Raw genomic sequence first — 14,136 nt, 5'->3', positions numbered from 1 at the left:
AAGAGACACCCCATTTAATTAAATTTTTAAGGTAATTGATTTCATGAGTACCTTTAATAAATTATTTTATGACATACAACATGTTGCATCTAAGAATAATACTACATTTTTGAAAAGGGTTCTTTTATCAATTAGTTGAATATATATGTCTTCAATGTAGGGTACTACATTTACTATACAGTCTTCACTGAATTCTTCTGGAAGAACTATATATGTGCTAAATGGCACTTTGAAATGAGCAGCATGAACTGATTGAGTCGCTTCATCTGCTACATATTCAATTTTTTGAACTAATTCACCTTCAATTATTAGTTTCCACCCAGTTAAAATTTGACCTTCAGCAGAAATAGATACGGGAGTTTTTACTAGTGTTTTATCTGTAATTATAACTTCTGCAATAACTCTTACAATTTGTTCAACATCTGGTTTAACACTAGGGATAACTAAGTTTTCTTGAACAGTTAATTGTTTGAAACATTTAGGGTTTTCAGGAAAAATATCAGCTATACCAGAGTATTCTATTAATCCTTTTATTATACTTCCCATTATAAACCTCCTTGCATTAAATTATTTGTTTAAAAAATGGTAATTGTTTATGGTGCTGGAACTGGAATAGTTAAACTGTTACTATCATTTGTTGTAGTATCAGGTGAACATGGTTTGTATTCATATTCTGTACTAGCTTGATTATCAACCGTTTCTGCTGCAACTCCATTTACTGTAACACTATAGGTTACTGTAACAGTTGTGCAAGCAGGAATATCCCCAATATTTATAGGCTCAGAAAATATATTTATAGTTCCACTTCCAGGGACAGGAGCACCATCCACTTCTAAATCAAGGTTATAAGCTACTGAGGCAGTAGTGGTAAGGGTATCGCTAAACATGACATTTCTTGCATCTATCTGTCCTGTATTTTCAATTTCAACTGTGTAGGAAATTGTTCTGGAATCTTCTGTACCAGATTTGGTTAAAGTAAGTGCTGCTTCTCCACTACAATTAGATACTACATTAATTAAAAGAGTGATATTTTTAAATATTGTTCTTTTGTCTAATTGTTCACCGTAAATATCTTCTATATAAGGAGTAACAATTAATTTACCTTGTAACAATAAGGTTTCGATTGGCACATCGGTACCTTTATAATTAATAGTTTTAGGAACAACTATCCAAATACTATTAACTATATTTTCAAAGTGAGCAGCGTGAACTGATTGAGTAGGTTCATTAGCTATATATTTTACCTTTTGTCTGAGATTTAGTTCAATACTTAGCTTCCTACCAGTAAGATGTTGCCCTTCTTTTGATGTACCTTCTGGTGTTTTGATGATTCTAAGAGATACTATTTTAGCATCTACCATAACAGAAAGAAGTTCTTCTATATCAGGTTTTACAGTAGGAAGAATAACAGTTTCTGGTATGGCTACTTCTGTAAAGTATGAATTACCACAAAGCTTTGGTAGAGAAGGGGATATACCTATTCCTTCAACACCTTGACGTACTACATTAGCCATATACGGCACCTCCTTAAATAATATTTAATATACTGCATGAAGAAGTAGTGTTACATTTTTGAAAATATTTCTTTTATCTGTTTGTTTAACAAAGATATCTTCTATATAAGGTATAATTGTTACAACTGTTCCATCTTCAAAATCTTCAGGAAGTACAATAAATGTACTAAAAGGTACTTTGAAATGTGCGGCGTGAACAGGTTGTGTTGCTTCATCTGCAACGTACTCGATTTTTTGATTAAGAATACCCTCAATAATGATTTTGCGGCCAGTTAATATTTGTCCCTCAAGAGCAGTTCCACGAGGCGTTTTAATGATTTTTGTGCTTGTTATTATTGCTTCTGCCATAACCCTTACAATTTGTTCTATGTCTGGTTTAGCAGAAGGAATAACTAAGTTTTCTTCAACAGTTAGTTGTTTGAAAGCAGTCATGTCCAGAGGAAGTTGAGAATACTCAACAATACCTACGTACTCAATCAAGTGTTTAACAATACTTGCCATAAAAACCTCCTAAAATATTTCTAAAGATAATAATTTATTAAGTCACTATAAATAAGTATTGTTATATGTAATCTAATATGACTTTTTTTGAAAGAAATTAAAAAGTACAAGCTAGTTTTTTATACTAATAAATTCCATAGTTATTGAATATATTGTACGAGAATGACTATTTTGTGGGGAGATATATATATGAATATGAAGAATTCAAAGAAAAACGTGCATTATAATAAATTTGGGAATAAAAAAAGACTGTTGTTTAAGCAGTTTGTTTGTGAAGAAAAACTTGAAATTCCAAGCCAAAAACCTGATGTAGAGGAAATAATATCAGTTATAGTTAATCCTGAAATTGTGTCATTAAGAGTAATTAATACACCTAAAGGAACATCTTATGAAGGACAATATTTATCAGGAAAAAAAGTTTCTATTGAAATAAAATTAATGCAGAAAATAATGTATATTTCAAAAGAAGTTGACCAGTCTGTTCATGTTGTAGAAAATGAATGTTATAAGAGTACATATATTGTGATTTCTGACTTAATATATGGTAGTAAAGTGGAGGATTTAATAAAACTTGAATATATTACACCAAAAATTACTTTAGAAGGGGTATTTACTGAAAAAATTGATGATAGAACTATATATAAGAATATAACATTGTTTATTGAACTAAAAATATGTACTGCATACGTATTATGTTATTCTGAGGATTATAATTGTACTAAAAGTAAACTATATTTATCTTGTGATGATGGAACTAATAAGAAGCAAATTGCTAACTTTGATAACTGTAAAATATATAAACCTAAATGGTCTTCATGTGGGAAAAAAATTGCATATATTTGTTATCGTAAGCATACTAGTTTTTTGTGTGTATCTGATATTTATACTAAAAAAGTAAAAAAAATAACAGAACCATATATATTTAATAGAATTACTAGTTTTTCTTGGGGAGGTAATGCAAGAAAAATTTATTTTTCATCATATTTAAAAGAGAAAAAGGAGATTTTTTCTGTAGATATTAATACCTACGAATGGAAGCAGCTAACATATAGTAATAGAGACTGTAATAATTTTAAGGTTAGATCATCACCAGATAGCAAAACGGTTGCATACTTTAAAAAAATACATGATAATACGGATATATATACAATGAATTCAAATGGACTTGAAACAAAAAAAATAACATCATCAGGAAATGTGAAAGATTTCTGCTGGGGAAATAATAATAAAGATATTGCGTATGTTTCTTTAAAAGATTATGGAGACAGAGAGTATGGAATATCTGCTTCCTTAAAATGTAAAGAGAAAGGGGATGAAATTTATATTATTGATATAGTAAGTTTTAATAGAATAGATTTGGATATTTGTGATGAAAATTTAATGATAAGAAATATAAAATTTTCTCCTAATAATAGATATATAGCTTTTATAGGAGCAAAAGAAAGATATCAAAATATATATATTTATAATTTGGTTAAACATATATTCATTAGTACTAATAATGATTTCAATATAAAAATAGCTGATTTTGATTGGAATAGTGAATCTACAAAGTTGTATTTTTCATGTAATAAATTAGATTATTATAATATATTTGAATTTACAATTTTTGACGAATCCGTAAAACAAATCTCTAACACTTTTGCAAATAATATTAAGATTAGCTATAGAACTAGAATAATATAAAAATAGGATATATTGGGGGGTATCAGATATGGGGGTTGTAAGAAATTTTATTGATATAGTAGGGATAACTCCAGAAAATGAACTGCCAAAAAAAGTGTTAGGACAAGTAGTTCAAACAGCTGAGGCAGAAATAATTTTAATTGAAGATAATATAAACATAAAGAGCATATATCAAATTGTTATTGACGTTGAAATAGAATCTCATAGAGTTATAAATTCACCAATGAGTAGAATAATAGTAGTAGACTCACAAAAGAAAATAAAGATTTTATACTATGATGATAGTGATAGAGTTAGAGCTTTAGAGGTTAAACGACCATATAATTTTTTTATAGATGTGGAGGATAAAAAAAATGAAATTGATAGTATAAATATTCACATTGTAGATGCATATTTTAAATTAATCGATAAGAAGCAATTATATTGTAATATTGTGTATATTATTAACGTAATTTATCATGAATACGAAAAAGGTAAATTTAGGAATAACATTGAGCCAAATATCTCAGTATATTCAGAAGAAGAAAACTATGGAAGTGAGAATGAATTTCATCACTATGAAGAGTACATTGCATTAGCAAATAGCCATGAGATACACGAAGAAAATATTAGTAAATCAATAGAGTTATATAATAGTGTTAAAGAAGTGAGCATTAAAGAAAACATAGAATTAATTGACATTGATTCTGAGTACTTATAAGGAGGATACTATTGTGAAGATTTGTATTGATGGATTAGGGATAACTCACCTAAAGACAACAGGTATGGGAGTATATACTTATGAATTATTAAATGGATTATTTACTATTTATCCTCAACCTACTTACCATTTATTATGGGATGATTCGGATTTAAGACTTAAGGATTACAAAAATATCAAAGTTTCATATTTGGATTTAAAGATAAATAGAAAAGAAAATAATTTAGAAAGTATTGAAAAATATATTTTGAATAATAAAGTAAATATATATCATTGTCCTAATAATGGATTTAGTATCCCTAAAAAAAAGCATTGTCATTATGTCACAACGGTACATGATGTACTACCATTAATAAATAGTAGTTATGTTGACAATAAATATTTGAAGAAGTTTAATGAAGTTTTTGAAAATGCAATAGATCAATCAGATAAAATTATTACTGTTTCTGAGTCAATAAAGGAAATTATTAGGAATAATTTTAATATGCCAGAAAAAAAGATAGAAGTTATTTATCCAGGATGTCCAGAGTTGTTTAAAAAGAAGGATGAAGAAAGCTGTAAAAATATTTTAAAAAGTAAATATAAAATTGAAGGAGATTATATACTTTACGTGGGAAGTATACATAAAAGAAAAAATTTAGAGCAGTTAATTTATGCTTATAAAGATATTAATAGATACAGTAATAGTAATTTGAAATTGATTTTGATTGGTGATTATAGAGGTAAGAGAAGAGAATATTATTTAGAACTTATGAGATTAGTAGAAAAATTTGATTTAGTTGATTCTATTATTTTTGTAGGAAGTGTAGATTATAATGATATGCCTTACTTTTATAGTAAAGCTAAATGTGTAGTTAATTTATCTAATTATGAAGGTTTTCCACTGTCTACAGTAGAAGCTATGGCATGTGAAGCACCAGTTATATGTAATAAACAAACTTTTTTTAGAGAAATTCTTGATGATGCGGGTATTTGTGTAGATGCTAATTATAAGAAAGATATTGTACAAGGTATACTTGAAATTATATACAATAATCATAATAGGCAAGAAACAATAAGCAAACAAAGCAAGCAAGTTAATAAATTCAAAGGGGATAAAAATATAAAAAAAACTATACGTGTATATGAATCATTTTATTGAATACTTAATTAGGAATTTCGGATATTGATGGAATTATTGTTGATGAATAAGTAGATGAGAATGTTGAGAGTAGTTTAAACGAATTAAATATTGAATTGATTTAAGGATTTAGTAGCTACTCGGGCTTATTCTTTATTGCAAATTGATCTGTTTTCCCCATAGTATAAGCAAGTTTGAAATTTAAGGCGACGACAGGCATCCGTTTTTGGTAGTATAAAAGATACTTTACGTTTTAATGTACCACATGAATGGTTACAACATGAATTATCATCATATGAGTTGCAATGTTTGTGTAATATAGTAGTGAAAGTTTTGAATTCAATTATTTTGCCACAATCATCACATAAAATGACACCAATAGAAATTTCTTTATTATAACAAACATTTTTTAAAGTAACTCTAATGTTTAAAAATCTATTCATACATTTATTTAAATTTATTTTATACCTGATTTTAAGCTTTTTATTATAGAAGAACCTTTCTCAAGAAGTTGTCTTAAAATATCTGCAATTTGAGCTAAAAGATAATGATTTTTCATAGCATTATAATTTAATGAGCAAGCATGTTCTATGTCATATCTTATATTTTTTCTTTATTTTTGATGCTAACCGGTTTAATGCTTTTATTTCACAATCTTGTTTGTCATAATGGTTATTTCCATTTTATCCATTTTTTTATAAATATTGAAGAGCTAAGTAATATTAATATAGATGTTCAAATTATAAGGAAAAAAGTAATTGTTACATCAAGGTCAGGCGGTGTTGATGCAGTTACACTAATAGATAATAATGAGGGCAAAAGATTAACAGGAAGAAAGCTTATTATTTAGGGTATCTTGAGATAAAATTATATATATACTGCAGCTAAAAAAGTACAATATCAACATGCTGCTCATTTTGATATTCCATTTTCAGTATTTATAGTAGTTCCTGAAAATACTCCGATAAATAGGAAATTTAAAATTGAACCTTGTATAGAAGATGTATATGTTTGTACTATTAATCCTAGACAAATATTTAAGAATGTTACAATGTTTATTAAAGCAACAGAATTGTCCATTCCAGAAATGTTAACTATTCCATGTGAAAAGCCTTGTATTGAAAGTATTGATAAAGTATTTATAGGTGTTAAAAATTTTTTTATTTTAATAAAATACAAGCTAGAACATTAATAAAGTTACTTTGGGTATCAACTAAAAGTACTCTGTAATGTGCTAGCTTTAAATTTAATATTATAAGAATTTTTTATATTTCCACATTATTACGGTAAAATTATTGAGTAATAATGACTAGATATTAAGAAATGAAAATGTTATCATAAAGTCAGATGAAATAATAAAAACAAATAACAAACAAGTTAAAAGTAATTAAAACCAATATTGGAAGTGATTAAAATTACTAGTAAAAAAGCTGTTAAAGAAAAATTATTGAATATTTTAATTGACAGTCAAACCCCGTTAACGGTAAAAAATTTGGCTAAAATGGTTGGCAAATCAGACAAAACTATTAGATGCTACTTGAATCAAATTCAAGAAGAACTGCAGAAACTTGATATTATTCTAGTAAAAAAACCTAATGTAGGCGTCTACATTAATCTAGATGAAGAAAACAAGGAAAAACTAAAAAATGAACTGTATTCAGCTGAAGAAATTTTTAAAAACTATAGTCCAGAGTATAGAAGAAATTATATTTTAAGAACATTGTTTGAAAACAAATTTAGTTATACAATCCAACTTTTTGCAGAGGAATTATATTGTAGTCCCACTACTATTGCTAATGATTTAACCTTTATCCAAAAATGGATAGAAGGAAGAGGGTTAACTTTAGTTAGGAAACAAAATCAAGGGTTATGGATAGAAGGTAGTGAAAAAGATTATAGATGTGCAATGATGGATTTAATTCAAGAAAAGTGTTTAATAAACATTAATGAAGAAATAGAAGAAAGAGAGAATATTGATTATAGAATAGATTTCATCAATTATAAAAAAATAAAACATTTGATTCCTGATATAGATCTTTTGAAAATACAAGGGGTAATCCAAATAGCCGAAAGTAAATTAGGATATTATTTCACAGACCAAGCGTTTTTAAATCTAATTACTCATATAGCAATTGCTATATCAAGAGTTAAGAATGATAATGAAATTTTGATGGAAAAAGAATTCTATAAAGGATTAAAGGAAAAATATGAGTTTCAAATATCAAAATGGTTATTAAATGAATTGAGTGAAGAATTTAAAGTTGAATTTCCTGAAAGTGAAATAGCATATATTACTTTGCATATGCTAGGAGCAAAAATCCAACAAGATGAAAATATAAGTGTAAATGAGTTATTTCCAGATGTTGAAGATGAAATATATGTTGAAATAGCTAGTGAAATTATTCAGTTAGTTGGTAGTATTTTAAATGTTGATTTTTCTGAAGATGAAATTTTATTTAATTCCCTTATTTTACACTTAAGGCCTACTGTTGTAAGACTCCAAAATGGTCTTAGACTTAGAAATCCTATTATAGAAAAGATTAAAAGTGAAATCACAAGTATATTTGGTGCAGTATGGGCTTGTAGCAGTATTTTCGAAAAACATTTAGGTGTTTTGATAAATGAGGATGAAATAGGATATATTTCTATACACATAGCTAGTGCATATGAAAGAATAAAAAATAAGTTAAAAACAATTATAGTTTGTTCAAGTGGTGTTGGTACTTCACAATTGTTAAGAACCAAGTTACAAAATAGGTTTACTGAATTAAATATTATTCATTGTATTCCTTATCATTATTTAAGTGAGAAATTGATTGAAGACAGTGATTTAATTATATCTACAATTCCAAATATTAAAAATATATCAAAAATGGTTAATGTTAGTGCTATTTTAACAGATTATGATGTTATTAAAATAAAGAATAAAATAAATAGAGTGAGCAAGGACCGTATTAGTGAAAGCTGTGAAAATTACAATGAGAATAATGATAAATATATTAATGGTATTAGTGATAGTAGTCCAGGCGATATTTTTGATGAAAATTTTATTTTCTTGGAAGAAGACTCCAATAATTTTGAAGATATAGTATATAAGTATGGACAAATAATGGTGGAAAATGGCTATGCAAAAGATGGTTTTTCAGAAAATATTATTAAGAGAGAAATGATAGAATCAACAGTAATAGGAAGAGGCGTTGCTATACCTCATGCCATAGAGGAATTTGTGGCACAATCAAAGATATGTATTGTTAGGCCAAAAGAAGCAGTTGAATGGAAGGGTTCTCAGCTTAATTTAATTTTAATACTTTGTTTGAAATTTGGAGTTGTAGATATAACTAGAAGGTTTTTTAAAAACTTCTACTCAATATTAAGTAATGAAGATTTAATAGATAAAATTATTAAATCTAGGGACAAACAGGAAATTATAGAGATATTTAAAAATGGAGGACATAAAAATGGATAAACTTATAAGTAAGGATTTAATTATGATGGATATTGAAGCTTCATGCAAAGATGAAGCAATTGAAATACTTGCAGAAAATATGAATAAACAAGGTAAACTAAATTGTTTAGAAGAATTTTTGGCACAAGTACACGAAAGAGAAGCTATGTTTCCAACTTCTGTAGGATATGATTTCTGTATACCACACGGAAAATGCGAAGCTGTAAAATCAGCAGCAGTAGGTTTTGCTAGACTTAAGCATCCTGTTAAATGGAGCGATGAAGAAGAGGGTAAATATATTTTCCTCATTGCTGTTTCTGATAAACAAGCTGGTGATGAGCATTTGAAAATTTTAGCGCAATTGTCTAGAAGTATTATGAGAGAAGAATTTAGAGATGGAATTAAGAATGCAAACACTATAGATGAGATTAATTCTTTGTTATGTTTTTAAGGTAGATATTTAAATTAAGTACTTAGATTAGGTGCACCTAATTTAATAATAAAAAGTTAAATTATTTTATTTTATTACTATACTAAATTTATTAAACGGAGGTATTATTAATGGATGATTTAAAAAATATATTTAAAAATTCAAGACAGCATCTTATGACAGGTGTTTCTTACATGATTCCCTTTGTAGTAGCGGGTGGTATATTATTGGCATTATCTGTGTTACTAACAGGACAAGCTGGAGTTCCAGAAGAAGGTATGTTAAATGATTTGTTCTTTATTGGGGTAGCTGGTTTCACATTAATGATTCCTATTCTTGCGGCATTTATTGCTTTTTCTATAGCAGATAGATCGGGTATTGCACCGGCAGCTATAGCAGCATATGTTGGTAATGAAATGGGAGCAGGATTCTTTGGTGCTATTTTTGCTGGATTTATTGCAGGTATAGTTGTATACTATCTTAAAAAGATAAAGGTTCCTAATACATTTAGATCGATTATGCCTATATTTGTTATTCCAATCATAGGTACTTTTATAACAGCAGGTTTAATGAAATGGGTTATTGGAGCTCCAATAGCAGGGATTACAACAGGATTAACTGCTTGGCTTCAAGGTTTGCAAGGTGGAAGTATAGTTGTTTTAGCAATTATTATGGGATTAATGAATGCATTTGATATGGGTGGCCCAGTTAATAAAGTTGCATACGCATTTACTATCATGGCAGTTTCTGAAGGATTATATGCGATAGCAGGTATCAACGCTGTATGTGTTGCTACTCCTCCAATAGGAATGGGTATTGCTACACTATTAGCTTCTAAAAAGTATACTGCTGAAGAAAAAGAAGCTGGTAAAGCAGCTATTCTTATGGGGTGTATAGGTATTACAGAAGGAGCAATTCCTTTTGCAGCTGCTGACCCACTTAGAGTTATACCTTCACTTATGGTTGGTGCAGCATGTGGTGGTGCTACTGCAGCTTTACTAGGAGTACAAAATATGGTTGCTTGGGGTGGATTAATAGTTCTTCCTGCAGTAACTGGTGGATTGAAATATACACTAGCAATTATAGTTGGTTCAGTTGTTACAGCTTTAATGGTTAATTTACTTAAAAAAACGGTTCCACAAAAGCTTGAAAATGAGATTACAGAAGAGGATAATGAAGTTAAACTAGATTTTGAATAATAATAGTATAAATTATATAGGAGGCAATTTTAATGAAGATAGTAGCGGTTACAGCGTGTCCATCAGGAGTAGCTCACACATATATGTCTGCTGAAGCCCTTGAAAGAGCTGCAAAATTAAGAGGCTTTGAAGTGAAAGTTGAGACGCAAGGATCAATTGGCATTGAAAACAAGCTTACAGCAGAAGATGTTAAATCAGCAGATATTGTAGTGTTAACAAAAGATATCGGTATAAAAGAGACTGAGAGATTTGCCGGTAAACCTATAGTAAAAGTAGGCGTTAGTGATTTAGTAAAAAAAGCTGACCAGATTGTTGAAAAGATTGAAGCTCACTTGAAAAATAAAAAATAGTAAATATAATTAAAAGTAATAGAGCATCTGACAGTTTGGATGCTCTATTACTTTTAGAGTAAAACCAAAAGCAAAAGCAATTGTTTATTGTGACCTTGAACTGTGAGCTGAAATCTAATGAGTATAACTAGATATAAATCTATATAAACAATTTTTTAAGCATATCCAAAAAATAAAAGAGGTGCATATGACTATGAAAGAGATGAATTTTGCAATTGTAGGATTTGGTGGTATAGCTAAAACACATGCAATGGCTACTTATGATGCGGCTATAAGATTTAACTTACCTTATAAATTGAAACTTACGCATATCATTACTAGAAGACCAATAGACCAAGGCATTAGTGGGGTAGAGAATAGTATGGATTTAGAGCAAGTTTTAAGTAATCCGGATATTGATTTTATTGATATTTGTACACCGAATGAATCTCATTTAGAAATACTTAAGCAAGCAGCTAAATATAAGAAACCAGTTTATTGTGAAAAACCATTAGCAAGTATTTATGAGGAAGCTCTTTCTATGACTAGAATTGTAGATGAGAATAATTTAATAACTAGGGTAGCCCTTATGTATAGATATTCTCCAGCAGTAAACTTATTAAAGAGGGAAATAGAAGAGGGTACAATTGGAGATATAATTGATTTCAAAATAAAAACATACCATAGTAGTTATTTAAATCCTAATAAAAAAGGGGCTTGGAGAACTAAAAAAGAATCTGGTGGAGGTGCTTTGCTAGATTTAGGGGTTCATCTTATAGATTGTGTTCAATATACGTTAGGTGATATTAATAAGATAAAAGCAAATACTAGAATATATTTTAAGGATAGAACAGAAGTAGATGAAATTGCAAAATTGGATATTATATTAAAAAATGGGGCTAATGGAAGTTTAGAAGTATCTAGAGTATTTGCAGAAAGGGAGCATACAGATTCTTTTGTAGTCTATGGAACAAAAGGGAGTATAAGTGTGGAATTTTCTAATGCTTATGATATAAATATTTTCCTTTACGAAAAGAATATTACTATGATTAAATCTGTTGGTAAAGGAGATGAATTATTAAAATATTATCCTGAAAGAAGAAATTCGCTTGGGTATTTTCAAAGTTGCCATACAGCGTCACTTATAGGTATGGCAAATAAGGTTTTTGGTATAGATGATAATATAGGGGCTGGTTTTGACGATGCGCTTAGTTGTCAGAAATTAATTAAAGAAGCTTATTTTAATGATTAATAGATAGATATGATGAAATGCACAATGCACAATGCACAATGCACAATTAAGGATGATTTTGCTGCGCAAAATCTTTAAACTAATAAGAACTTAATCGGGTACTTTATGGGGACTTATTAACTAATTTTTTTAATTTAGTCCTTTATAAATCCATATCAATAATTTTTTAAAACATACTCAACTAATAAAATAAATATCAGAGAATTTTGAAAAATTACCTTATATTAAAAATGATATCTCATAATAAAAATGAGATATCATTTTGCTGTTTTTTCAGGCTTTTAACATTGTGCAAATTAGTATAGAGTAATAAACTTTTTAATTTATTATTCTACGTCTAAAGTAGTTGTTCCTTCTCCGTAAACTTTTTCCCAATCAGAGATAAACTGGTCGATACTCCAATCAGTTAATGGATGTTCTATTAGTTTATCCATTATTTCAGGATTGATAGTTGCAGAGTGTGAGCCACATAGAGCTATTGAGTGAACTTGTTGTACATTTTTGAATGAAGCAGCTAGAACTTTAGAATCAAGAGAATAATTTTCAAATAATTGGACTATCTCGGATACGACGTTTATACCATCACCACTGATATTATCAATTCTATTAACGTATGGGGCTACATATTCAGCACCAGCAAGAGCAGCAATTAATGCTTGTTGAGGGGTGATTACAGCTGTGGCAGTTATTTTTATATTTTTTTTCTTTAGGATTTTTATTGCCTTGACGCCCTCGGCAGTAACAGGGATCTTAACATAAAGATTTCCACCAATACAGTCATTTAAGTATTCTGCTTCTTTTACCATTTGTTCTGCATTAGAACCTAGTACTTGAACATGTAACATTGAGTCATTACCTATAATTTTTCTTATGTTTCTTAGCATTTTAAGAAAGCCTTTTTCACCTTTTGACACAATAGTAGGGTTTGTAGTTACACCACTCATTGGAAAGATTTCATAAGCTCTTTTAATTTTTTCTAAATCAGCAGTATCTAATAAATATTGCATTTTAAATTCTCCTTTTTATATTAAGTTTTTTTATAGAAATTTAATTTCATCAATAATTAAAATTTAAACTTAAACTCATTAATACATTTTGTTAACCCATCTTTTGATTCAGAAAACTTAAAACCTAAATTACTTAATTTTTCACAGTTTAAGCGAACATCTCTTGGGTTAGTTTTATATTTTTCTGTATCCTTTTCAACAAGCAAATCAACTTTATTTTCAAGCCCTAATTCTTTAAGTATATGGCATGTTATTTCATATCTACTTAAATCATTTTTACTACCAACATGATATGTTCCGTAAGGGATTTCGAATATTTTAGGGTATTGATCTATTAGTTCGTGGACATATGTTAAACCTCTATATTCATTGTCAGTTACTTTAGTTTTTTCCCCTTTAAGGGCGATTTGAAGTGTATTCCATAAAATGTTTGGATTTATATTCATATTTCTTTCTGGGAAACCAAATAGCCAAGTATATCTTAAAATCCATAATTCATCTAGTATTTCTTTTAATAAACCTTCTGCTTCAAGTTTGTTTTCACCATAAACAGTGTTTGGCACTGGTGTATGATTTTCATCGAATGGGCCAGATTCAGTATTTCCGTTAAATACTTGTTCAGAACTGATGAACACCATTTTAGCGCCTACAGATTTACAAGCTTTGGCTACATTGATAGCACCATCTACATTGATTTTGTGAGCAATTTCAGGGTGTTTATTACAAAAATCAGTAACGGCAATGGCAGCAGCGTGGATAACATAGTCAGGTTTAAATTCTTCCATAGCTTTAAGAACTTTATACCCATCTGTAATGTCTAAATCATCTTTGTCTGTTGATAAAATCTCAAAATCATTTTTGTATCTTTCAGCAAGTCTTGTGCAGAAAAATCCTTGTCCACCAGTTAATAATAATTTTTTTTTCACAGTATTCACCTCTTCATTAAATTTATA

The 14,136-nt window shown here is 28.7% G+C and carries 15 protein-coding genes; 9 read left to right on the top strand and 6 right to left on the bottom strand.

Going from position 1 to position 14,136, the window contains the following annotated elements:
- Positions 1 to 66 precede the first annotated feature (66 nt).
- The 3 genes from ACVHXK_RS02535 to ACVHXK_RS02525 are packed head-to-tail and all read right to left on the bottom strand — an operon-like array spanning position 67 to position 2,015.
- Positions 67 to 546, bottom strand: coding sequence for a DUF3794 domain-containing protein (locus ACVHXK_RS02535; RefSeq protein WP_461204782.1), 480 nt, complete (start codon positions 544 to 546; stop codon positions 67 to 69).
- 47 nt (positions 547 to 593) lie between these two features.
- Positions 594 to 1,514, bottom strand: coding sequence for a DUF7507 domain-containing protein (locus tag ACVHXK_RS02530; protein WP_461204781.1), 921 nt, complete (start codon positions 1,512 to 1,514; stop codon positions 594 to 596).
- A gap of 24 nt (positions 1,515 to 1,538) precedes the next feature.
- Positions 1,539 to 2,015 carry a DUF3794 domain-containing protein gene (locus ACVHXK_RS02525; RefSeq protein ID WP_461204780.1) on the bottom strand — a complete coding sequence of 159 codons (477 nt, stop codon included), beginning with the start codon at positions 2,013 to 2,015 and terminating at the stop codon, positions 1,539 to 1,541.
- A gap of 189 nt (positions 2,016 to 2,204) precedes the next feature.
- Here ACVHXK_RS02525 and ACVHXK_RS02520 point away from each other — a divergent pair, with 189 nt between their 5' ends.
- The 4 genes from ACVHXK_RS02520 to ACVHXK_RS02505 all read left to right on the top strand — a co-directional run bounded on the left by ACVHXK_RS02520 (position 2,205) and on the right by ACVHXK_RS02505 (position 6,371).
- A complete protein-coding gene (locus ACVHXK_RS02520) occupies positions 2,205 to 3,701 on the top strand; it encodes a TolB family protein (RefSeq protein ID WP_461204779.1) in 1,497 nt (498 codons plus the stop codon).
- A gap of 28 nt (positions 3,702 to 3,729) precedes the next feature.
- Entirely contained in the window at positions 3,730 to 4,401 is a 672-nt protein-coding gene (locus tag ACVHXK_RS02515) for a hypothetical protein (RefSeq protein WP_461204778.1), read from the top strand.
- A gap of 13 nt (positions 4,402 to 4,414) precedes the next feature.
- Positions 4,415 to 5,542 carry a glycosyltransferase family 4 protein gene (locus ACVHXK_RS02510; RefSeq protein ID WP_461204777.1) on the top strand — a complete coding sequence of 376 codons (1,128 nt, stop codon included), beginning with the start codon at positions 4,415 to 4,417 and terminating at the stop codon, positions 5,540 to 5,542.
- A gap of 616 nt (positions 5,543 to 6,158) precedes the next feature.
- Positions 6,159 to 6,371: a hypothetical protein gene (locus ACVHXK_RS02505; protein WP_461204776.1), complete on the top strand. Its 213-nt coding sequence runs from the start codon at positions 6,159 to 6,161 to the stop codon at positions 6,369 to 6,371.
- Positions 6,372 to 6,433: 62 nt separating this feature from the next.
- On the opposite strand, the gene ACVHXK_RS02500 is transcribed toward ACVHXK_RS02505, so the two are convergent.
- Positions 6,434 to 6,700 carry a hypothetical protein gene (locus ACVHXK_RS02500; RefSeq protein WP_461204775.1) on the bottom strand — a complete coding sequence of 89 codons (267 nt, stop codon included), beginning with the start codon at positions 6,698 to 6,700 and terminating at the stop codon, positions 6,434 to 6,436.
- A gap of 226 nt (positions 6,701 to 6,926) precedes the next feature.
- Between ACVHXK_RS02500 and ACVHXK_RS02495 the strand changes: the two genes are divergently transcribed.
- The 5 genes from ACVHXK_RS02495 to ACVHXK_RS02475 all read left to right on the top strand — a co-directional run bounded on the left by ACVHXK_RS02495 (position 6,927) and on the right by ACVHXK_RS02475 (position 12,176).
- Positions 6,927 to 8,987, top strand: a complete 2,061-nt coding sequence (locus tag ACVHXK_RS02495; protein WP_461204895.1) for a BglG family transcription antiterminator — start codon at positions 6,927 to 6,929, stop codon at positions 8,985 to 8,987.
- Positions 8,980 to 9,417: a PTS sugar transporter subunit IIA gene (locus tag ACVHXK_RS02490; RefSeq protein WP_461204774.1), complete on the top strand. Its 438-nt coding sequence runs from the start codon at positions 8,980 to 8,982 to the stop codon at positions 9,415 to 9,417. The genes ACVHXK_RS02495 and ACVHXK_RS02490 overlap by 8 nt, the downstream gene beginning before the upstream one ends.
- Positions 9,418 to 9,527: 110 nt before the next feature.
- A complete protein-coding gene (locus ACVHXK_RS02485; RefSeq protein WP_461204773.1) occupies positions 9,528 to 10,595 on the top strand; it encodes a PTS fructose transporter subunit EIIC in 1,068 nt (355 codons plus the stop codon).
- A gap of 32 nt (positions 10,596 to 10,627) precedes the next feature.
- Positions 10,628 to 10,945 (top strand): PTS fructose-like transporter subunit IIB, encoded by a 318-nt coding sequence (locus tag ACVHXK_RS02480; RefSeq protein WP_461204772.1) that lies wholly within the window; start codon positions 10,628 to 10,630, stop codon positions 10,943 to 10,945.
- Between the two features lie 187 nt (positions 10,946 to 11,132).
- Positions 11,133 to 12,176: a Gfo/Idh/MocA family protein gene (locus ACVHXK_RS02475; RefSeq protein ID WP_461204771.1), complete on the top strand. Its 1,044-nt coding sequence runs from the start codon at positions 11,133 to 11,135 to the stop codon at positions 12,174 to 12,176.
- A 326-nt stretch (positions 12,177 to 12,502) separates the two neighbouring features.
- Here ACVHXK_RS02475 and fsa read toward each other — a convergent pair whose 3' ends face one another.
- Both fsa and ACVHXK_RS02465 read right to left on the bottom strand, forming a co-directional pair.
- Positions 12,503 to 13,183, bottom strand: coding sequence for a fructose-6-phosphate aldolase (fsa, locus tag ACVHXK_RS02470; protein ID WP_461204770.1), 681 nt, complete (start codon positions 13,181 to 13,183; stop codon positions 12,503 to 12,505).
- A gap of 56 nt (positions 13,184 to 13,239) precedes the next feature.
- Positions 13,240 to 14,109 carry an SDR family oxidoreductase gene (locus ACVHXK_RS02465; protein ID WP_461204769.1) on the bottom strand — a complete coding sequence of 290 codons (870 nt, stop codon included), beginning with the start codon at positions 14,107 to 14,109 and terminating at the stop codon, positions 13,240 to 13,242.
- Positions 14,110 to 14,136: the final 27 nt, after the last annotated feature.

The organism is Clostridium sp. DL1XJH146 (genome assembly GCF_054819755.1).
The sequence above is the reverse complement of the archived record's forward strand: the minus strand, read 5'-3'. Positions and strand labels throughout refer to the sequence as shown.

Coding starts and splice junctions, on each gene's coding strand:
- ACVHXK_RS02535 (WP_461204782.1), bottom strand. CDS start 546: ATGGGAAGTATAATAAAAGGATTAATAGAATACTCTGGTATAGCTGAT.
- ACVHXK_RS02530 (WP_461204781.1), bottom strand. CDS start 1,514: ATGGCTAATGTAGTACGTCAAGGTGTTGAAGGAATAGGTATATCCCCT.
- ACVHXK_RS02525 (WP_461204780.1), bottom strand. CDS start 2,015: ATGGCAAGTATTGTTAAACACTTGATTGAGTACGTAGGTATTGTTGAG.
- ACVHXK_RS02520 (WP_461204779.1), top strand. CDS start 2,205: ATGAATATGAAGAATTCAAAGAAAAACGTGCATTATAATAAATTTGGG.
- ACVHXK_RS02515 (WP_461204778.1), top strand. CDS start 3,730: ATGGGGGTTGTAAGAAATTTTATTGATATAGTAGGGATAACTCCAGAA.
- ACVHXK_RS02505 (WP_461204776.1), top strand. CDS start 6,159: ATGCTTTTATTTCACAATCTTGTTTGTCATAATGGTTATTTCCATTTT.
- ACVHXK_RS02490 (WP_461204774.1), top strand. CDS start 8,980: ATGGATAAACTTATAAGTAAGGATTTAATTATGATGGATATTGAAGCT.
- ACVHXK_RS02485 (WP_461204773.1), top strand. CDS start 9,528: ATGGATGATTTAAAAAATATATTTAAAAATTCAAGACAGCATCTTATG.
- ACVHXK_RS02480 (WP_461204772.1), top strand. CDS start 10,628: ATGAAGATAGTAGCGGTTACAGCGTGTCCATCAGGAGTAGCTCACACA.
- ACVHXK_RS02475 (WP_461204771.1), top strand. CDS start 11,133: ATGACTATGAAAGAGATGAATTTTGCAATTGTAGGATTTGGTGGTATA.
- fsa (WP_461204770.1), bottom strand. CDS start 13,183: ATGCAATATTTATTAGATACTGCTGATTTAGAAAAAATTAAAAGAGCT.